Source organism: Acinetobacter tandoii DSM 14970 = CIP 107469, from assembly GCF_000400735.1.
GTDB lineage: Bacteria > Pseudomonadota > Gammaproteobacteria > Pseudomonadales > Moraxellaceae > Acinetobacter > Acinetobacter tandoii.
In genome coordinates this window covers 153,824-172,417 of sequence record NZ_KE007359.1, presented here as the reverse complement: position 1 = coordinate 172,417, position 18,594 = coordinate 153,824, and the positions used below count along the sequence as shown (strand labels likewise).

Below are 18,594 nucleotides of genomic sequence, written 5' to 3'. Positions count from 1 at the left end.
TTGAAATTACATAAAAAACCCTTCACAGATGAAGGGTTTTTTATATTGTAAAAGTAGGCTTTTACATGAATTTAACGCCTTGTTGGCCCGCAGGAGTCACTTTGAAGATTTCCACTTCAAATGTAATATTTTTACCTGCCAATGGATGGTTAAAATCCACTTCGGTAATGTCATCCCCGACAGTTTTAACGACGCCATACAGGCTTTGTTTGGCTTTATCTTCAAACTCAATCATGTGGCCTTCAATAGGGCGTTGCTCGAATTTTACTGTATCAAATGTCTGCACATTTTCAGGGTTCCATGGCCCAAACGCATCTTCTGGTGGAAGGCTGACGGTACGACGGTCACCTGCACGTAAACCAAACAAGGCTTTTTCAAAGCCTGGGAGTAAACTGCCATCGCCCATCACCAAGCTGACCGGTTCAGCACGGCTACGGGTGTTGTCAATTTCTACACCATTTTCAATGGCAACGGAAAAATGAAGATCAACCTTCGAACCTTGTTCAATACGGGTTTCTTCATTTGGATTAATAATTTCATTCATGGTGTTGCGCATCCGCACGTTGAATTCGATGTTTTTCTAAGAAAAACGTATCTATAAGCAGCAAAATGGTGCCCAAAGTAATGGCACTGTCGGCAAGGTTAAAGGCAGGGAAGTGGCTATTGTTGTAATAGACATGAATAAAATCGACCACGTAACCTAAGGTCACGCGATCAATTAAATTTCCTACAGCACCGCCTAAAATCAGGGCAATTGCCATGGGTAAAATCGTGACGTGCTTTGGCATACGCATTAACCAAAACACAAAAATCACTGAAACCAAGGCTGCAAGTGAGGTAAAGAAATAACGTTGCCAGCCGCCTGCATCGGACAAGAAACTAAAGGCTGCGCCATAGTTATGTAACAAAGTCCAATTTAAAAAAGGCAGTACAGGTACCGGATCTGCATAATTCAGGTGTGTAGACGCAATCCATTTCGTCCATTGATCTAACACAATCGCCAAAATGGATAACCCCACCCACAGCAAATTGTGTAGGTAGAATTGAAACAGGCCCGCTTTCTGTTGTGGATTAGGCATATTTTCTCTCTTCGCCTTGACCAGTAGGGAGGTTAATAATACAACGTGCACACAGACCTGGATGTTCGTGATGTGTATTCACATCAGGAAGAACATGCCAACAACGCGCACATTTTTCACCTTCCGCAGCTGAGACTTTCACACGTAAACCATCTAGATCGGCTTCTTGACCTTGAGTTGCATCAAAGGCATGAACTTGTACTTGAGACGTGATGAGGACGAAGCGAAGTTCATCGCCTAGGCGATCTAGTACCGCTTTCAAGCCTTCATTTGCCCATAATTCAACTTTGGCAGAGAGATTAGAACCTACCAGTTTTTCGTTTCGTGCAACTTCAATATGCTTGTTCACCGCAGATTTTACGGTAATCAAGGTTTGCCAATCGGCTTCAGACAATAAGTTTGCAGTCGACGCCACAGGAATATCGTACCATTCCGCGGTGAATACATATTTCTCGGTTTGTTCTGGAATCAGTGGCCATGCTTCTTGCGCGGTAAAGCTCAAGATTGGAGACATCCAACGGACAAAAGCTTGCACCAAGTGATACAGCGCAGTTTGTGCCGAATGACGCGCTTGTGAGTCTGCTTTGGTGGTGTACTGACGATCTTTGATGATGTCGAGGTAGAAACCACCCAAGTCGTTAATACAGAAGTTAGTCAAGGCATTGGTGACGATATGGAAGTTCATATCTTCATAGGCTTGTTGAATGGTTTTTTGTACATCTGCCGCACGTTGCAAGATGTATTGATCTAGTGCGATCAATTGATCGACAGGCAGGGCATCCGTGGATGGTTTGAAACCATTCAAGTTTGCCAATAAGAAACGTAAGGTATTACGAATACGACGGTAACCATCTGATGCACGGCTAAAGATTTCTTTACCAGCCGTCATTTCATAACGGTAATCGGCAGAGGCAATCCAGAAACGTAAACCGTCTGCACCCATATCTTTAATGATGTCTTGTGGGGTGATGATGTTGCCCAAAGACTTCGACATCTTACGACCTTTCTCATCCACCACGAAACCGTGGGTCAACAAGCCTTTGTACGGCGCACGTTGATTGATGGCAATCGAAGTCAACAATGAAGACTGGAACCAACCACGGTGCTGGTCTGAACCTTCAAGGTATAAATCAGCAGGATCAGTCAGTTCTTCGCGTTCACGTAGCACAGCATAGTGCGTTGTTCCTGAATCGAACCAAACGTCTAAGGTGTCACGTACGCAGTTATATTGCTCTGCTTCCTCACCGATAAAGTCTTTGGCATCGCGGTTATACCATGCGTCAATGCCTTCTTGTTCGATCAGCAACGCGACTTCTTCGATTAATTCTGCTGTACGTGGGTGTAACTCGTTAGTGTCTTTATGGACGAAGAATGGGATTGGCACACCCCACGTACGCTGACGTGAGATACACCAGTCTGGACGACCTTCGATCATGGCTTGAATACGGTTTTTACCCCAATCCGGTACAAAGCTGATCTCGTTTTCAATGGCGTTCAATGCACCTTGGCGTAAACCTTTGGCATCCATGCTGATAAACCATTGTGGTGTCGCACGGAAGATAATTGGAGTTTTGTGGCGCCAGCAGTGTGGATAGCTATGCTTGATTGGCTTATGTGCCCAAAGTTTGCCTGCCTCGCTTAAAGCCGCAATGATTTGAGGGTTGGCTTTGTAAATATGCTCGCCCGCAAAAATTGGAGAAGTTGGTAAGTAGACACCGTTTCCGCCAACTGGATTGTCAACTTTTAAGTTATAGAGTAAGCCAACTTTATAGTCGTCCACACCATGACCTGGGGCAGTATGCACCGCACCCGTACCGCTGTCTGCGGTCACGTGTTCACCTAAAATTACAGGGACTTGGCGCTCTGCGATCAGTGGGTGTTGTAGGCTGACATGCTCAAGTTTATTGCCTGTGAACTCGGCCAAGACTTCAACGCTGTTAAAGCCATAACGCTCAGTGGCAGATTCAACTAGGTTTTTCGCCAAGATAAAGTTTTGTGGCTGTTTTTCTTCACCACGGGCTTTGACCAACTGATATTCAAGTTCAGCATGGAATGCAACCGCTTGGTTGGCAGGTAAAGTCCAAGGCGTTGTGGTCCAGATCACGATGTCTGTGCGGTCAGCAACTTCTACACCCAAACGTGCAGAAAGGTCGGCCAAATCAACAACAGTAAAACCTACGTCAATGGCATCTGATTTTTTATCTTCATATTCAACTTCAGCTTCAGCCAAAGCCGAACCACAATCTAAACACCAGTTCACAGGTTTAAGACCAGGTTCGATGTGACCTGCTTTGGCAATTGCACCCACTGAACGTACGATGTCTGCTTCTTGTTTGAAGTTCATGGTCAAGTAAGGATTGTCCCAATCCCCAAATACACCCATACGCACAAAGTCTTTTTTCTGTAATTCGACTTGGGTGTAAGCATATTCGCGACACGCTTTACGGAAGGTTGAAGCATCGACTTTTACGCCGACCTTACCAACTTTTTCTTCCACTTTTAGTTCAATCGGTAGACCGTGACAGTCCCAACCTGGTACGTAAGGAGCATCAAAACCATCCATGACTCGGCTTTTAATAATAATGTCTTTTAAGACTTTATTGACCGCATGACCTAAATGGATTTGACCATTGGCATATGGAGGGCCGTCATGCAGGACATACTTTTTCTTGCCAATACGCGACGCACGAATCTGCTGATAAATGTTGTCGGCATACCACTCTTCTAACCATTTCGCTTCACGTACTGCAAGGTTTGCTTTCATTGCAAATTCAGTACCTGGGAGGTTGAGTGTGGCTTTATAATCCACTGCATTTTCAGGAGTTTGCTTATCGCTCATGCAAGATATCTTCCAATTTTATCAGGGTTTAGACTGACGCGTTTTACATAAAATTTTTCGGTGTTTAAAAGGGAAAAGTTGGGTTGTTATGGCGAAACTCAAGTAGTTTCTCCACATCATCATCAATTCCCGCTTTCAGTGCTTCCAGCGAAGGGTAGTTCTTTTCACCATGTAAGTAGTTCAAGAAAGTTACCCGCATTAACAAGCCATACAGATTAGCAGAAACATTAGGGAAATGTACTTCTAATCGCCATTCTGGATGCTCTTGTTTGATGGCAGGTCGGGTGCCGACATGCCCCGCACCAAACAAAGCCGTTTCCTGATAACCCAGAACTCCTTTTTGTTCAGGATTCTCTTGCACAACTTTGTCTTGTAAAGATGTAGTTTCACAAATCACATCGACGCCATATATGCCGTTTAAACAGGGTTTATGACGGTTGAGGCGCACATTAATCGTTGGAAAATCGAGGGTTCGTCCAATTTGGTCGCCATATTGCACACGACCTGTGATGCTATAAGGCCGTCCTAATAACTGTGCCGCGAGTGCTAAATTACCTTCTGCAAGGGTTTGACGAATACGGGTTGAACTGACACGTTCACCTTCAAGTGCAATGGTTTGTAAATTATGAACATCAAAACCGTAATTTTTCAGGAATTCACTATTGCCTTGACGGTTTTTGCCAAAGTGAAAGTCATCGCCCAAGATTAGGCTTTGTGCATTTAGTTGGTCTTTTAAAATACTGGCAAATGCTTCTGCGCTTAAGCTACGGAAGGTATTGTCGAACTTGGCAACGGCAATATAGTCCACTCCCAATTCAGTTAAATATTCCACTTTTTCACGGAGTGAGCTAATGCGTGGTGGTGCTTCATAACCTTGAAAAAATTCTAAAGGCTGTGGCTCAAAAATCATGACTAAAGATTTAAGTTGTTGTTGTGCAGCAACCTGTTTCAGTTGCTGAATCATCGCTTGATGTCCTAAATGGACGCCGTCAAAATTACCAATGGTCACAGCAGTTAGAGGTAATTGAAAGTCTGGCGCTAAAGCATTCAGGCGGAGCAGCTTCATGGGCTAATCAATAAATGAAAAATAATCAGGCTTATATATTGCCATATTCTTGAGCATTCGTCTTGTTGTTGTGTTTTTACCCAGAAAAATTTATTGATCAATTCTCTTTATATCATAAAAACTGATTTTTAAAATGAATAATAATCAATTTTACTTATTTGTGGTGTGTTGTAATATCAATATAACTTCTTAATTTGGGTTGACGCCGTATGAACAAGCCCTTTCATCAGTTGCCACAATGGCATGATGTGATCCGTCAGTTCACACCGAACTGGTTTACCGTCTGTATGGGTACCGGCATTTTGTCGATTATATTGGCAGAATTTAGTGCTGTTCATCCTATGTTTTGGCAATTCGGTGCAGGATTGTGGTTGTTGAATGGGCTGATTTTTACTTTATTTAGCAGTTTATATGCTTTGCGTTGGTTGCTGTACCCGCAGGAAGCCAAACAGATTTTTGCCCATCCCAGTATGAGTTTATTTTTAGGGACCATTCCAATGGCATTGGCGACGCTGATTAATGGTGCCTTGAAATATGGGGTAGTGCTGTATGGTACAGCCATAATTGGTATTGCAGAGTGGGTGTGGTATCTCGACGTATTGATGGCTGTGATGGTGGCGTTTGTGGTGCCATTTTGTATGTTCAGTTGTCAGCGCCACCAATTACAACAGATGACTGCAGTCTGGTTACTTCCGATAGTTGCCTGTGAAGTGGCAGCAGCTTCGGGTGCAGTGTTGTTACAGCATTTGCCAGTAACTCCTCATGCGGTGGGTATTTTATTTGGCAGCTATATTTTGTGGGGCATTTCAGTTTTTCCTGCCATGCTGATTTTGGGCATTTTATTTTTACGATTGGCCTTGCACCAATTGCCAAGTCAGGAATTAGCCATGACAGGCTGGTTGGCGGTCGGGCCGATTGGCACAGGTGCATTGGCATTATTACTTTTGGGTGAGCAGGCTACACGCTTACTACATGCAACACATTTCATCGGACTGGGTGAGTTTCTCCATCAGGCAGGGTTTTTGAGCAGTTTGTTGCTACTTGGTTTTGGAGTGTGGTGGTTAGGAATAGCGATCATGATTACCCTGAAACACGCAGGTTCACATTTGGTTTTTAATTTAGGCTGGTGGGGCATGACTTTCCCATTGGGCGTATTCAGTTTGGCAACGTTACAGCTTGCCCAACAATTGCAGCTTCATTGGTTACTGAATATAGGCTATGGCTTGGCAATCTTGTTGATGCTGTTATGGGGATTGGTTATGAGCAAAACTGTGGCTGGGTTTTATGCAGGACGACTTTTCTTTTCACCGTGTTTAAACCTCTATCTGCAACAAAAATAAAGTTGCACAGCACGGGCTAAAAAACTCATTGAGAGATAGAGGATGACAGAATTTGCACACAGTGTGGTTTTGATTTTTAATAGCACCGTTCTGATTTTGAGTAGATGCGATGAAATCCTCTTTGGCGCTGATTATGGCTTTACCAAATGAATCGAAAGGTTTATTTGAACAAGCTCAGATTGATGTGCATTACAGTGGCATTGGCAAGGTCAATGCAGCATTTAAAGCTTTTGAGGTGATTCAGGCGACAGGCTGTAAAACTTTATTAAACCTTGGTAGTGCAGGCAGTTCTTACTTTGAGCGTCATGCTTTGGTCGAAGTCACCAGCTTCGTACAACGCGATATGGATGTTTCACCGCTCGGCTTTGAAGTCGGGGTGACGCCGATGGATCAGGATCATCCTGGGGCAATTGACTTAGAACCTTATTTTTCCCATTTACCGAAAGGTGTATGTGGTACAGGGGATAGTTTTGAGACAGGTCAGCCAAAAGTCCCATGTAATTTGGTCGACATGGAAGGCTATGCGATGGCCAAAGTGTGTAAAAAACTGGGGGTGCGTTTAATTTCGGTAAAATATATCACCGATGGTGCAGACGACAGTGCACATCTCGACTGGGAAGAAAATTTAATGCTTGGGGCAAAAAAATTATTGTCTTTATATCAGTCTATTACGACTTAATTGGCTCGGCGACCATAGATGGCTATGGTCGTATGCCAAAATCAATATAGGGCTTAGTTGTGTTGCTCACGCGGTAGAATACCGTAGAGCATCATATGGACGGTATGTTGAATGACGCGTTGTTGCATACTGCGGTTGCGTAAGGTTTTACCGGTCACCATTTCCATTTGAGTTGCAAAGTCGGCATAGTTTTGGGTCACTGCCCAGATATTGAGAATGAGCAATTCAGGATCAATATCTGCTGAAATTTTCCCTTGTTCTTGCCACATGCTAATGACCTTAGCTTTGCGTTTGACCAGTTTTTTTAGTGGACCTTTTAAGATCTCTAAAATATGCGGTGCACCTTGGATAATTTCTAAGGCAAATAAACGTGATGCTTTCGGCTGAGTGCGCGACAGTTCAATTTTCTGCATTAAATAATTGGTAATTGCTTCCGTCGGTTCAAGCTCTGCTTCTAGCATTTGCAGTGGCGCTAACCATTTTTGTAAAACGGTCGTCAGCACTTCCACATATAGTGCTTCTTTATTTTCATAATAGTAAAAAATGTTCGACTTGTGCATTTCTGCAAGTTGAGCAATTTCATCTAAACTAGCCCCGTTAAATCCATATAAGGAAAAAACATCAAGTGCGGCATTCAGCAATTGATGGCGCTTTTGAGTACTCTTTTTTTGTTCCATTCGTAGCTTTAAAAAATTCAGGGAAGGTCAAATTGTACGGCAAATCATCAGATTTGTGCATCAACAAATCAGGTAATTTGATGAAATCGTGTATTTTACGGATAAAAAAACACTGCTCGATTTCATATTCATTCCATTAAAAAAAACAAAAGGATAACTAAAGACCAAAATGCATCAATTTGGATCATTTTTTATTTTAAATGTGACAGTTTGATGACAGGTCGGCGCATGCCTTCGATCGCATCAACTTCGAGTTTTTACGCCAAGCTTGGGGTTAAGCTTGGCTCAAAAATATCATTTAAGTGGCGAGAACGGCATTCAAGACTTGCTGTTCAAGTTCAGCGAAATTTAGATTTTTTTCACGTGGGCGGGGTAAGTTAACCTGAAATTGACGGGCAATATGGCCTTTGTCGAGTAGAATAATACGGTCGGCCAGTTGTACGGCCTCACTAACGTCATGGGTGACTAAAACGGCAGTAAAACCCTGTTCTCGCCATAGCTTTTCAATTAGATTCTGCATTTCTAGCCGAGTTAAGGCATCGAGAGCACCAAGCGGTTCATCTAATAACAATACACGGGGTTGATGAGAGAGTGCGCGTGCGAGTGCGGTGCGTTGGCGCTGTCCGCCTGAAAGCTGTGCAGGCCAGAGCGGCGCTTTTTCTTTTAAACCCACTTTTTCTAATAAGGCAGTGGCTTGAGCATGTGCATCTTTATGGAGACCAAGCTGTACATTCTGTTCAATACTACGCCAAGGCAGCAGACGTGGGTCCTGAAACATAACCCGAATGTCGTCACTGGTAATGCCTTCACGCAAATGGCGTGCCGATTTAAATTTAATTTCGCCGTAACTCGGTTGTTCTAAGTCAGCAATCAGTCTTAATAAGGTACTTTTGCCACAACCACTCCGTCCAACAATGGCAAGAAACTCTCCAGGTTGAATATGGAGATCTAAATCTTCAAGAACTTTGACATCACCATAAAACTTATAGAGTTGTTCAATCAGAATTTCTGCACCAATTACGGCATTCGGTTGGATATCTGCCTGTGGTGACGGTGGGTGTTGAATCTGTTCAGCAACATGCTGACCGATACTGAGATCTGTCATCTTCGGCTCCTTATTTTTGATAGCCTGGGTGCCAGCGCAATAAGTATTTTTCTAAACTGACTGCTAGCACATCTGCCAGTTTACCTAATAGGGCATAGAGTAAGATGCCGACCAGAACCACATCAGTCTGTAAAAATTCACGTGCATTCATGGTCATATAGCCAATGCCCGCTTGGGCAGAAATAGTTTCCGCGACAATGAGTAAGACCCAAACTAAGCCAAGAGCAAAGCGTAAGCCGACTAAAATGGAGGGCATCGCCCCAGGTAAAATAATATTTTTATACAGTTCCCATCGGCTGAAACCGTAGCTTTTTCCCATTTCAATCAGTTGGGGGTCGACCGAACGAATGCCGTGGTAGGTGTTGATATAAATTGGGAAAAATACCCCAACCGCCACCAAAAATAGTTTTGCAGTTTCATCAATGCCAAACCAGAGAATTACCAATGGAATCAAGGCGAGGGCAGGGATATTGCGGATCATCTGCAAGGTGGTATCGAGTAGGGTTGAGGCTGTTTTGGATGAGCCGTTGAGTAAGCCCAACAACAACCCTAAGCCACCACCGATAGCCAGCCCTAATAAGGCACGTCCTGCGCTAACTTTGACATGATGCCAAAGCTCACCACTGATGAGTAAATGCCAGAATGCACTGACCACTGCTGTAGGTGCAGGTAAAATGCGACTCTGTAGCAAACCTGTACTGGATGCAATTTGCCAGATCAGAATCAGTAAAAAAGGGAACAACCAAGGCAGCAAACGCTGCCCAAAGTTTGTTCCACGTGAAACTTTCCGTTTTGGGAAAGTTTCAGTCGCAGTTATTTTGGACATTAGGCAGGCTCCTTAATTGGACGTGAAACCGTGGTCTGATTCGGCACATAATTGTTGGCGACAATTTCTCCAAAAGGTCCAGTCAGATTTGGTTGCGACAATTTTTTGCGCGTTTCAAGTGGCAAGAGTGGGAAAACCAATTCAGCAAAACGAATAGATTCTTCCAAGTGCGGATAGCCAGAAAAAATAAAGGTGCTGATGCCCAAATCGGCATATTCCTGAATTCGATCTGCCACAGTTTGTGGGTCACCTACCAAAGCGGTACCCGCTCCGCCACGTACCAGTCCAACCCCTGCCCATAAGTTTGGTGATACTTCAAGTTTGCTACGATCACCATTATGCAGTTCAGCCATACGACGCTGTCCCACAGAGTCCATTTGCTTAAACTTTTGTTGTGCCGCAGCAATGGTCGCATCATCGACATATTGAATCAGCTCATCGGCCGCTTTCCAGGCTTCTTCGTTGGTTTCACGCACAATGACGTGCAGACGAATACCGTAGTTAAGTTGGCGTCCTTTTGCTGCGGCTTTCGCGCGGACATTTTCAAGTTTTTCTTTGACTGCTGCGGGTGGTTCACCCCAAGTTAAATAGGTATCAACCTGTTCGGTTGCTAGTTCAACCGCTGCTTCTGAAGAACCACCAAACCATAAAGGTGGGTAGGGCTGTTGCACTGGCGGGTAAAGTAGTTTGGCATCATCAACTTTTAAGTGTTCTCCATGAAAACTGAAAGATTCGCCTGTGTGTGAACGGGTCAGAATCTCACGCCAGATTTTGGTGTATTCACTGGCAGTTTCATAACGGGTGGCATGGTCTTCATAAATGCCATCACCTTTAAGCTCTTGTTCGTCACCACCCGTCACCAGATTTAACAAGACACGTCCATTGGATAAACGGTCAAACGTGGCAGCCATACGCGCAGCTAATGCAGGTGTGGTTACGCCTGGGCGTAATGCCACGAGAAACTTCAGATTTTTGGTTGCATCAATCAAACTGGCAGCCGTAATCCATGGATCTTCACATGAACGTCCCGTTGGGATCAGCACACCTTCATAGCCTAAATTGTCCACTGCAACTGCAATTTGCTTCATATAAGCATGATCGACTTGGCGTGCGCCTTTGCTGGTTCCTAAATAACGACTGTCACCATGGGTGGGAATAAACCAGAAAATTTTCATTATCAATATCCTTACAATTTCTACAGATTAGTGGGTTTTAGGTGCTGCCCAAACGGTGGTTTGAACTTGAATGTTTTTCGGAATCAATTGAACCTGTTGGAACAGATCTGCGATTTGTTGCTGCGCTTGTACCACTTCAGGGGTTAGGGTCTGAATTGGCGATGGTTTCAGGCGTTTATCAATTACACGTTGGGCAATTGAAGTCTGTAAACCTGTACTTTGGGTATAGACGGTTAAGGCTTGCGGCTGATTTTTTAATACCCATTGATCGGCCTGATTCAAGCCATGTAAAAACTGTGCAGTCGCTTGAGGATGTGCCGCGATGAATTTTGGGTTACCAATATAAAAGGAGTAGGTTTTTGGGAAAGCGGTCCCATCAATCAGCACTTTGGCATGTGCATCTTGCTCCGCCGCACTGAGGTAGGGTTCCCAAATGGCCCAAGCATCAATCGACTGTTTGTCAAAGGCCGCGCGTGCATCGGCAGGTGGTAACCAAATCGGTTGAATGTCCTGCCAACTTAAGCCAGCTTTTTGCAAAATTTTGGCGAGTAATTCATGCGCACTTGAACCTTTCTGTACCGCAATGCGTTTGCCTTTTAATTGTTGAATGGACTGTATGCCACTGCTTTTGGGAATCAGTAATGCCTGAGAGTTGGCAGGTACTAGCTCATAACCGACATAACTTAAGTCTTTACCTGCTGCTTGAGCAAAAATGGGAGGAGTATTGCCTACGGCACCAAAATCAACAGCGCCTACAGCTAGAGCTTCTAACATTTGTGGACCCGCAGGGAACTCTTTCCATTCAATTTTGGCGTGAGGAAATTCCTGTTCAAACAACTTTTGCTGACGTGCTACCAACAAATTTAGGGAAGATTTTTGGTAGCCAATAGAAAGTGTATCTACCGATTCAGCTTTATTTTGGGTGGCCGCTTGGGTCTGACTCGATTCAGATTTTTGGCAAGCACTCAGCGCAAGGCTCAGTGCAGTAATGCCAACGAAAGTTATTGTTTTAAGGGCGTTCATTTTTGCTATTCCTCATTATTATGGTGTCGCTTTTAAGAGCGCAGTTTGAATGTCAATTTTGTTTGGAATCAGCTTTTGTTGATAAAAAGCGTCTGCGACAAATTGCTGTTGTTTTGCCACTTCTTCAGAAATAGGTTGAACTCCAAATCCCATGCGAGAAATCGAACGGTTTAAGACTTCGACGGGCAAACCAGTCGGTTGTTGTAACAACTGAGCAGCCTGTTGCTGATGCTGTGATACCCAAGTGGTGGTCTGATTTAATTCATTGACCACTGTTTTTAAAATGTCAGGATGTTGTTGTGCAAATTTGCGATCTGCTAAGTAAAACTGATGGTTGTTGACTAGATTTTTACCCGTTGCGAGTACACGTGCCCCAAGCTGTTGCTCGGCTGCGGCAAAGAACGGGTCCCAAATTACCCATGCATCGACTGCACCGCGTTCAAAGGCGGCACGAGCATCCGCAGGTGGAAGGTATACCACTTCAATATCAGAGAGTTTGAGCTGGTTGGCTTCAAGGACTTTTAATAGTAAATAATGTACGTTTGAGCCTTTGTTCAGCACTACACGCTTACCTTTCAAATCTTGAATGGTTTTAAGGTTCGAGGTTTTTGGCACAATCAGTGCTTCAGCTTGTGGTGCGGGTGGTTGATTGGCGAGGTAAACTAAATTCGAGTTGGCAGCTTGGGCAAAAATAGGTGGTGCTTCACCTGCTTCACCCAACGCTACACTACCCACATTTAGCCCTTCCAGTAATTGTGGACCTGCTGGAAATTCGACCCATTTCACCTGTACGCCTTGTGCTGCCAAAGCTTGCTCTAAAGTGCCACGTGCTTTCACAATCGGTAAGATGCCGTACTTTTGAAAACCAATATTTAACGTCGTGGTTTCAACTTTTTTTGGCGTACAGCCCGCCATGAGCATGCTACCTGCCACAACAGTCAAAAGAATCCATGGACGTGTTGAAGTAAAATATGGCTTGCTCATGTTCGATGTGCTCCGCAATGAATAAATGCTGATATAAGGTTGAGCAGATACGCTATAGCGCTTTCTTTTGCGAAAAAAATAAAAAAAAAGGGATTGGTCATGAAAAAAAAAGATAAATAAAAAAATGCAAAACTTAGCGTTAAAGTTGATTTAGAGGAAAAATAGAATATCAATTTGTATTTATTTAATTTGTTGAAAATATTAAATTTATTTTGTAATTAAGCTATCTGTATAAGTTTATGCTGGAGCGGAATATAGCTTTCAGCCTGAATTAGCACGTTGGACGATATACATTGCATAAATGCTGCTAAGGTGATGGCACATGAACAGGTGAATGCTCAGGTGCAAAGATCAATCTTAGATAGACTTTACCTCGCCTTTTGAGAGCTAGGTAAAGTCATTGTGATTCAAGTGAAATGTTCTTGAAAATGGGTAAAGCGACTTAAATTCGCTTTTTGAACACCAAAGAATTGCGCTGATAGTTGTACAACGCCTGACGTGCATTGGGTAAATCATCGACATTGGCGGTTTCAAAGCCATGTTCTAAAAACCAGTGCGCTGTTCGTGTGGTCAGGACGAACAACTGTTGTATGCCCATACTGCGGGCTTTGCCTTCCAAATAGTGCAAAATTTGGCTACCACGATTTGATTTTCGGTAGCTTGGGTGCACAGCTACGCAGGCAATTTCAGCACTACGTAATTCATGTTCTTGAGCAGGAATCGGATACAGGGCTGCACAGGCCAGAATCATGCCATCACGTTCAATCACTGCAAATTGTTCAATTTCCGTTTCCAGTCGTTCCCGTGAACGGTAAACCAGAATTCCTTCTTCTTCGAGTGGTCGCAGCAAATTGATCAGTCCACCGACATCTTGAATATTCGCCATGCGTACATCTTCATAATGTGCATCTGTGACCATCGTGCCTGAACCATCACGAGTAAATAACTCTTCAAGTAAAGCCCCATCATAGGTATAAGAAATCAGATGCACACGATGCACGCCTTTGAGTGAGGCATTTTGTGCACTGCGGAGTTGCTGTGCCAGTTCAGAATTAGTGTCTTGTGATTGTGAAATGTATTGATCTAGACCTTGAGGGGTAATTTCGCGTTGTAACTGGCCTTGGGCATTGAGCAGACCATGCTGTTTGCCAAGGAAAATCAATTTATCTGCTTTGAGGCTAATGGCAGTTTTGGTCGCCACTTCTTCGGCAGGTAAGTTAAAGACTTCGCCCGTTGTGGAATATCCCACTGGGCCGAGCATCACAATATTGTGTTGTTGCAGATGTTTTTGAATGGCATCGGTGTCGACACTGCGGACTTCTCCTGTCAGTTGAAAATCAATGCCATCGCGGATTCCATACGGTTTAGCAGTAATAAAATTACCTGAAACGACATCAATGCGCGCGCCATACATCGGCGAATTAGCCAAACCCATAGACAATAACGCTTCAATTTGTAGGCGAACCGAACCTACGGCATTCATCACACAGCCCAGAGATTCTCGGGTGGTGATGCGACGGTGTTGATGAAATGGTGTACTGAGCCCACTGCTTTTTAAATTCTGATTAATTTGTTGACGCGCGCCATGTACCAGAATCAGTCGAATACCCAATGAATTGAGCAAGGCAATATCGTGAATGATATGTTGGAAGTTTTCATGCTGAACGGCTTCACCATCAAACATAATGACAAAGGTTTTGTTACGGTGTGCGTTGATGTAGGGTGCAGAATGTCGAAACCAGTGCACATATTGTAAGGTTGTGCTTTGTGAAACATCGTTCGAATTCGCTTGCATGCCTATCTCAAAAAAGCCGATCAATAGTAGATTCTAATCAAAAAAATGACAGGCGAACAATCTTAGATAAAAAAACACCTTAACTTTGGTTAAGGTGTCGACGGAGGGGAAGGAATTTATATGGACTCTAAGTATTAGTTCAAAATACGAATAATGCGGTTGTTGCGTTCGTTCACCAGCACGTAATCGCCATTAATTTTGTACCATTGTTGATAACGGGCAGGTTTGTGTAAGCGTTTTGCATCACGATAATCCACGGCATAACGTGAAGAATCATAACCACGAGGTAGTGTTTGACCTACACGCCAATCGCGGCTTGGATTAATACGTTGATAGCGCTGATCTTGCCAACGACCATCTTCTTTGTGCCAATCATGATGTTGTTCTGCGTAGCGGCGCTCATCGTAACGATGTTCATAAGCTGGAGCAGCAATCGCAGATGCGGTCACCGCAGTACCCAAGGTAAAAATTACAGCAGAAACCAATTTATTCATGATGTACCTCAATGTCTGTTTATGTCTTTCGATGAGATTAAGGTAACGAACAACAGCAGAGAAACAATGAGAGCACTATTATGCAAATGTGAATTTAATGAAGAAAAAAAGAAGATTGTAAACAGCATCTAAGCGTTTAAGCACAAGCCTTTCAGCACAGTGAATCGAAGCGTTTTAAAAAAAACAGCTATAAAAAAGCCAGTCTAACGTGATGTAAGACTGGCGAAAATAGAACCGTTAAGTTGAGTATTTAATCATTCACGATCCGTAAAATATCATTACTGCCCGAATCGATTAAAATATAGTCATTGTTGATTTTGTACCATTGTTGATTACGTGCGGGCTTAGGGAGACTATGGTCTTTATAATCAACTTTATAGCCGTTACCACGATAATGCTGTGGCATGACATAACCCGTTTGCCATTGATGCTGCTGTAAACGTTTTACCCCACGTTCTTCACGCATGCGGCGTTTATCTTGCATGCGTTCATCATCTTGATCAAAATCACGAAAGTCGCGCCCTTTACCTTGATTACTACGTGGATGGTCATCGCCACGATGATCAAAGTGGGGTGCAGCAGAACTCAGGCTGCTTGCCATCAATGCACTGAAAGAAATGGTCAATATCGCCATCGTCTTTTTCATGTTGACCCCTCGTTATAGATGTATTCATTTCACAGTTCTTAATGTACGAAAAAAATGCAGAGAAACTGTGAAGGAATTGGATTAATTCTTTAAAAAAATAGATAAATTAAGAATATTATCCATGAAATCATCTATTTTGGAAATCTTTCTGCGTGGTCAATTTTATCTGTGCTGTCGATATACGGGGCAACAACAGTGCAAATTTTCAGTGGCAGGCATCTTTATACTGAGTCAGTTAATGCTCTAGTTCCACTGTTCAGTCCAGTGTTGTAAATAGTCGACCGCCTGAATGACGCTCGGTGCTTGTTGTTCATCCTCCAAGGCGTGTATGAACGTTTCAGGTAGTTGCAGGGATTGGATTGAACGGATCAATTTAGCTTTGTGTTGTAAATCGGTCATGAAAATTATCTCCTAAATCAGTGGCTAAGCCGATACAGAGAGTTTAAGAGAGATGTTTTGATTTATAAAACCGAATATATTTATTAAATTGATAAAATAAAACGATTATTGAGCTGTAAAAAAATCCTTTGCCGAAAGCAAAGGATTTTTAGTTTAGACTTAAACGGTCAAGAGATTAATCTTGAGCATCAATGCTTTGTCCACTGAGGTGCAGACTATCATCGCCCATTAAATATAAGTACGCTGGCATAATCGATTCTGGCGTTGCCAAAGTTTTTGGGTCTTCATCTGGATAGGCTTTGGCGCGCATCGCTGTACGTGTTGCACCAGGGTTAATACAATTAAAGCGGACATTGGGATGCTGATTTTCTTTGGCAAACAATTGACTTACCGCTTCAATCGCGACTTTAGACACCGAATAAGCTCCCCATTTTTCTCGAACCTGACGTCCAACTCCAGAACTTGCAAACACGACAGAGGCATGCTCAGATCTTTGCAGCAGAGGTAATAGTTCTTGGGTCAAAATGAAGGGTGCACGCAGGTTAACAGCCATGACATCATCCCATACATCAATCGGATAATGTTCAAGCTCGGTACGTTCACCTAAAATGCCTGCATTGTGCAAAATGCCATCCAGACGACCAAACTGTTTTTCTAAAGTGTCGTACAACAATTCATAATCGCGCGGTGAAGCACTAGACAATTGCAGCGGCAAAATTGCAGGTTGTGGCGCACCCAAACTTTCAATTTCATCATAAATGACTTCTAGTTTGTTTAAGGTACGACCATGCAAGACTACAGTTGCTCCATGTAAGGCATAACTGAGTGCAGCCGCACGACCAATGCCATCACCAGCCCCAGTAATTAAAATGATGCGATCTTTAAGTAGATCAGGGCGAGGCTGATATTCAGAATATTTCATGGTCACCTCCTTCTTATTTTTACTTCATCAAGTTTATGTATTTATAGCACTGTTGAGCGTGAGTTTTTGTTGAATCACGTGTTGTAATTCGGTCACAGTATTCACAATACAATTCGCCTGCCATGCCGCGAGGTCATCTTTGTGCGCCAATGGTAAATAACCATACGCCGCCAAGATGGTATACATCTGAGCGTTGCGACCTGCATCGATATCACGCGGATGATCACCGACATAAATACATTGTTCTGCAGGCAGTTGCAATTGTTGTGCTGCGAGATACATCGGTTCAGGATCAGGCTTAGTTTTACTGACATCTTCAGGACAAACCAATACTGCACAACGTTCGGTCAGATTCAGCGCAGTCAGTAAAGACTCGCTGAGTCCGCGAGGCTTGTTGGTGACAATCCCCCAAGGAATATTCTGCTGTTCCAATTGTTCCAATAAGGGATACATGCCTGCGAACAGGTCGGTGTCTACTGCAATCTCAGCGCCGTACAAGTCTAGAAAGCGTTGACGGTGTGCCAGAAAAATAGGGTCATCGACTTCAAGTTCTGGATAGACCAGTTTGACCATCGCCCGAGCACCTTCAGACACTTGAGTACGAATCAGTTCGGCATCAACTATTGCACGACCTTCTTCACGGCACATGTCTTGAATAATGCGAATAAAGTCCGCAGCGGTATCAATTAAGGTACCATCTAAATCGAACAGAACGGCTTTCATTCTGCACCTGCTTTTACAGTGTAGACCATGTAGTTCACATCGACATTCGGCGCCAACCAGTAGCGTTTCGTCAGCGGATTATAATGTAATCCTGTCATGTCTTTCAGGTTAAGTCCTGCTTGACGAATATCATGCGCCAATTCCGATGGCTTAATAAATTTATGATAATCATGTGTGCCTTTGGCCAACATTCTTAAAATATATTCTGCACCAATAATCGCGAATAAATAGGCCTTAGGATTACGGTTAATGGTCGAGAAAAAGACATGCCCCCCAGGCTTTACTAGGGTTTGGCAGGCTTGAATAATGGAAGCAGGGTCTGGCACGTGTTCCAGCATTTCCATACAGGTCACCACGTCGTATTGACCTGCTTGTTCTTTGGCTAATTCTTCAACTGGAATTTGGCGATATTCGATATTTTGTACGCCTTCTTGTTCTGCATGAATTCGTGCGACATTGAGTGGTGCTACACCCATATCAATGCCCAGCACATTTGCACCACGGCGTGCCATGCTTTCTGCCAAGATGCCGCCACCACAGCCAACATCAAGCACTTTTTTCCCCGCAAGACCATTGGCATGCTCATCAATCCAATTGAGGCGTAGCGGGTTAATTTGATGGAGTGGTCGGAATTCAGAATGCTGATCCCACCATATAGCAGCGAAGGCTTCAAATTTGGCAATTTCTTGCGGATCAACATTTAATTGCGACATTTGCGCCACCTCAATCAAGTTGTTTTGGTATAAAGATCAATATGGCTAGTGTAGCGTTAATTCTAAAAAAAGCGATAAAAGCAGTAAAAAAGTTCACAGAAGGAAAACG

General features: G+C 43.5%; 19 protein-coding genes. 2 read left to right on the top strand and 17 right to left on the bottom strand.

Annotated features, from left to right (window positions below):
• Positions 1 to 61 precede the first annotated feature (61 nt).
• From I593_RS00885 to ribF, 4 genes are all read right to left on the bottom strand, one after another.
• On the bottom strand, positions 62 to 544 hold the full coding sequence (locus I593_RS00885) for an FKBP-type peptidyl-prolyl cis-trans isomerase (RefSeq protein WP_016165713.1): 483 nt from the start codon (positions 542 to 544) through the stop codon (positions 62 to 64).
• Positions 537 to 1,079 carry a signal peptidase II gene (gene lspA / locus I593_RS00880; protein ID WP_016165712.1) on the bottom strand — a complete coding sequence of 181 codons (543 nt, stop codon included), beginning with the start codon at positions 1,077 to 1,079 and terminating at the stop codon, positions 537 to 539. Before lspA ends, I593_RS00885 begins: the two co-directional genes overlap by 8 nt.
• Positions 1,072 to 3,918 (bottom strand): isoleucine--tRNA ligase, encoded by a 2,847-nt coding sequence (gene ileS / locus I593_RS00875; RefSeq protein ID WP_016165711.1) that lies wholly within the window; start codon positions 3,916 to 3,918, stop codon positions 1,072 to 1,074. Before ileS ends, lspA begins: the two co-directional genes overlap by 8 nt.
• Before the next feature lie 64 nt (positions 3,919 to 3,982).
• Entirely contained in the window at positions 3,983 to 4,984 is a 1,002-nt protein-coding gene (ribF, locus tag I593_RS00870; RefSeq protein ID WP_016165710.1) for a bifunctional riboflavin kinase/FAD synthetase, read from the bottom strand.
• Positions 4,985 to 5,193: 209 nt separating this feature from the next.
• Between ribF and I593_RS00865 the strand changes: the two genes are divergently transcribed.
• A complete protein-coding gene (locus tag I593_RS00865; protein ID WP_016165709.1) occupies positions 5,194 to 6,324 on the top strand; it encodes a TDT family transporter in 1,131 nt (376 codons plus the stop codon).
• 109 nt (positions 6,325 to 6,433) lie between these two features.
• A complete protein-coding gene (locus I593_RS00860) occupies positions 6,434 to 7,003 on the top strand; it encodes a phosphorylase family protein (RefSeq protein WP_016165708.1) in 570 nt (189 codons plus the stop codon).
• A gap of 53 nt (positions 7,004 to 7,056) precedes the next feature.
• Here I593_RS00860 and I593_RS00855 read toward each other — a convergent pair whose 3' ends face one another.
• The 13 genes from I593_RS00855 to ubiG form a co-directional block, all read right to left on the bottom strand.
• Positions 7,057 to 7,680, bottom strand: a complete 624-nt coding sequence (locus I593_RS00855; RefSeq protein ID WP_016165707.1) for a TetR/AcrR family transcriptional regulator — start codon at positions 7,678 to 7,680, stop codon at positions 7,057 to 7,059.
• A 298-nt stretch (positions 7,681 to 7,978) separates the two neighbouring features.
• Positions 7,979 to 8,785: an ABC transporter ATP-binding protein gene (locus I593_RS00850; RefSeq protein WP_016165706.1), complete on the bottom strand. Its 807-nt coding sequence runs from the start codon at positions 8,783 to 8,785 to the stop codon at positions 7,979 to 7,981.
• A 10-nt stretch (positions 8,786 to 8,795) separates the two neighbouring features.
• Complete coding sequence (gene ssuC / locus I593_RS00845; RefSeq protein ID WP_016165705.1) at positions 8,796 to 9,611, bottom strand: aliphatic sulfonate ABC transporter permease SsuC; 816 nt, start codon at positions 9,609 to 9,611, stop codon at positions 8,796 to 8,798.
• Positions 9,611 to 10,786, bottom strand: a complete 1,176-nt coding sequence (gene ssuD / locus I593_RS00840; RefSeq protein WP_016165704.1) for an FMNH2-dependent alkanesulfonate monooxygenase — start codon at positions 10,784 to 10,786, stop codon at positions 9,611 to 9,613. Before ssuD ends, ssuC begins: the two co-directional genes overlap by 1 nt.
• Positions 10,787 to 10,813: 27 nt before the next feature.
• A complete protein-coding gene (locus I593_RS00835) occupies positions 10,814 to 11,809 on the bottom strand; it encodes an aliphatic sulfonate ABC transporter substrate-binding protein (protein WP_016165703.1) in 996 nt (331 codons plus the stop codon).
• An 18-nt stretch (positions 11,810 to 11,827) separates the two neighbouring features.
• A complete protein-coding gene (locus tag I593_RS00830; RefSeq protein WP_016165702.1) occupies positions 11,828 to 12,793 on the bottom strand; it encodes a sulfonate ABC transporter substrate-binding protein in 966 nt (321 codons plus the stop codon).
• A 442-nt stretch (positions 12,794 to 13,235) separates the two neighbouring features.
• Positions 13,236 to 14,588 carry an amino-acid N-acetyltransferase gene (argA, locus tag I593_RS00825; RefSeq protein ID WP_016165701.1) on the bottom strand — a complete coding sequence of 451 codons (1,353 nt, stop codon included), beginning with the start codon at positions 14,586 to 14,588 and terminating at the stop codon, positions 13,236 to 13,238.
• Positions 14,589 to 14,722: 134 nt separating this feature from the next.
• Complete coding sequence (locus tag I593_RS00820; RefSeq protein ID WP_016165700.1) at positions 14,723 to 15,082, bottom strand: RcnB family protein; 360 nt, start codon at positions 15,080 to 15,082, stop codon at positions 14,723 to 14,725.
• Between the two features lie 250 nt (positions 15,083 to 15,332).
• Positions 15,333 to 15,728, bottom strand: a complete 396-nt coding sequence (locus I593_RS00815; protein WP_016165699.1) for an RcnB family protein — start codon at positions 15,726 to 15,728, stop codon at positions 15,333 to 15,335.
• A gap of 243 nt (positions 15,729 to 15,971) precedes the next feature.
• Positions 15,972 to 16,127 carry a hypothetical protein gene (locus I593_RS20570; protein ID WP_016165698.1) on the bottom strand — a complete coding sequence of 52 codons (156 nt, stop codon included), beginning with the start codon at positions 16,125 to 16,127 and terminating at the stop codon, positions 15,972 to 15,974.
• A gap of 175 nt (positions 16,128 to 16,302) precedes the next feature.
• Positions 16,303 to 17,049, bottom strand: coding sequence for a YciK family oxidoreductase (locus I593_RS00810; RefSeq protein WP_016165697.1), 747 nt, complete (start codon positions 17,047 to 17,049; stop codon positions 16,303 to 16,305).
• Positions 17,050 to 17,082: 33 nt separating this feature from the next.
• Entirely contained in the window at positions 17,083 to 17,772 is a 690-nt protein-coding gene (locus I593_RS00805; RefSeq protein ID WP_016165696.1) for an HAD family hydrolase, read from the bottom strand.
• Positions 17,769 to 18,485, bottom strand: coding sequence for a bifunctional 2-polyprenyl-6-hydroxyphenol methylase/3-demethylubiquinol 3-O-methyltransferase UbiG (ubiG, locus tag I593_RS00800; protein WP_016165695.1), 717 nt, complete (start codon positions 18,483 to 18,485; stop codon positions 17,769 to 17,771). Before ubiG ends, I593_RS00805 begins: the two co-directional genes overlap by 4 nt.
• Positions 18,486 to 18,594 lie beyond the last annotated feature (109 nt).

Excerpts from the sequence above, each read along its gene's own strand:
- I593_RS00805 (WP_016165696.1), bottom strand. The coding sequence starts at position 17,772 with ATGAAAGCCGTTCTGTTCGATTTAGATGGTACCTTAATTGATACCGCT.
- argA (WP_016165701.1), bottom strand. The coding sequence starts at position 14,588 with ATGCAAGCGAATTCGAACGATGTTTCACAAAGCACAACCTTACAATAT.
- ssuC (WP_016165705.1), bottom strand. The coding sequence starts at position 9,611 with ATGTCCAAAATAACTGCGACTGAAACTTTCCCAAAACGGAAAGTTTCA.
- I593_RS20570 (WP_016165698.1), bottom strand. The coding sequence starts at position 16,127 with ATGACCGATTTACAACACAAAGCTAAATTGATCCGTTCAATCCAATCC.
- I593_RS00865 (WP_016165709.1), top strand. The coding sequence starts at position 5,194 with ATGAACAAGCCCTTTCATCAGTTGCCACAATGGCATGATGTGATCCGT.
- ubiG (WP_016165695.1), bottom strand. The coding sequence starts at position 18,485 with ATGTCGCAATTAAATGTTGATCCGCAAGAAATTGCCAAATTTGAAGCC.
- ribF (WP_016165710.1), bottom strand. The coding sequence starts at position 4,984 with ATGAAGCTGCTCCGCCTGAATGCTTTAGCGCCAGACTTTCAATTACCT.
- I593_RS00820 (WP_016165700.1), bottom strand. The coding sequence starts at position 15,082 with ATGAATAAATTGGTTTCTGCTGTAATTTTTACCTTGGGTACTGCGGTG.
- I593_RS00815 (WP_016165699.1), bottom strand. The coding sequence starts at position 15,728 with ATGAAAAAGACGATGGCGATATTGACCATTTCTTTCAGTGCATTGATG.
- I593_RS00835 (WP_016165703.1), bottom strand. The coding sequence starts at position 11,809 with ATGAACGCCCTTAAAACAATAACTTTCGTTGGCATTACTGCACTGAGC.
- lspA (WP_016165712.1), bottom strand. The coding sequence starts at position 1,079 with ATGCCTAATCCACAACAGAAAGCGGGCCTGTTTCAATTCTACCTACAC.
- I593_RS00860 (WP_016165708.1), top strand. The coding sequence starts at position 6,434 with ATGAAATCCTCTTTGGCGCTGATTATGGCTTTACCAAATGAATCGAAA.
- ssuD (WP_016165704.1), bottom strand. The coding sequence starts at position 10,786 with ATGAAAATTTTCTGGTTTATTCCCACCCATGGTGACAGTCGTTATTTA.
- ileS (WP_016165711.1), bottom strand. The coding sequence starts at position 3,918 with ATGAGCGATAAGCAAACTCCTGAAAATGCAGTGGATTATAAAGCCACA.
- I593_RS00810 (WP_016165697.1), bottom strand. The coding sequence starts at position 17,049 with ATGAAATATTCTGAATATCAGCCTCGCCCTGATCTACTTAAAGATCGC.
- I593_RS00850 (WP_016165706.1), bottom strand. The coding sequence starts at position 8,785 with ATGACAGATCTCAGTATCGGTCAGCATGTTGCTGAACAGATTCAACAC.
- I593_RS00885 (WP_016165713.1), bottom strand. The coding sequence starts at position 544 with ATGAATGAAATTATTAATCCAAATGAAGAAACCCGTATTGAACAAGGT.
- I593_RS00855 (WP_016165707.1), bottom strand. The coding sequence starts at position 7,680 with ATGGAACAAAAAAAGAGTACTCAAAAGCGCCATCAATTGCTGAATGCC.
- I593_RS00830 (WP_016165702.1), bottom strand. The coding sequence starts at position 12,793 with ATGAGCAAGCCATATTTTACTTCAACACGTCCATGGATTCTTTTGACT.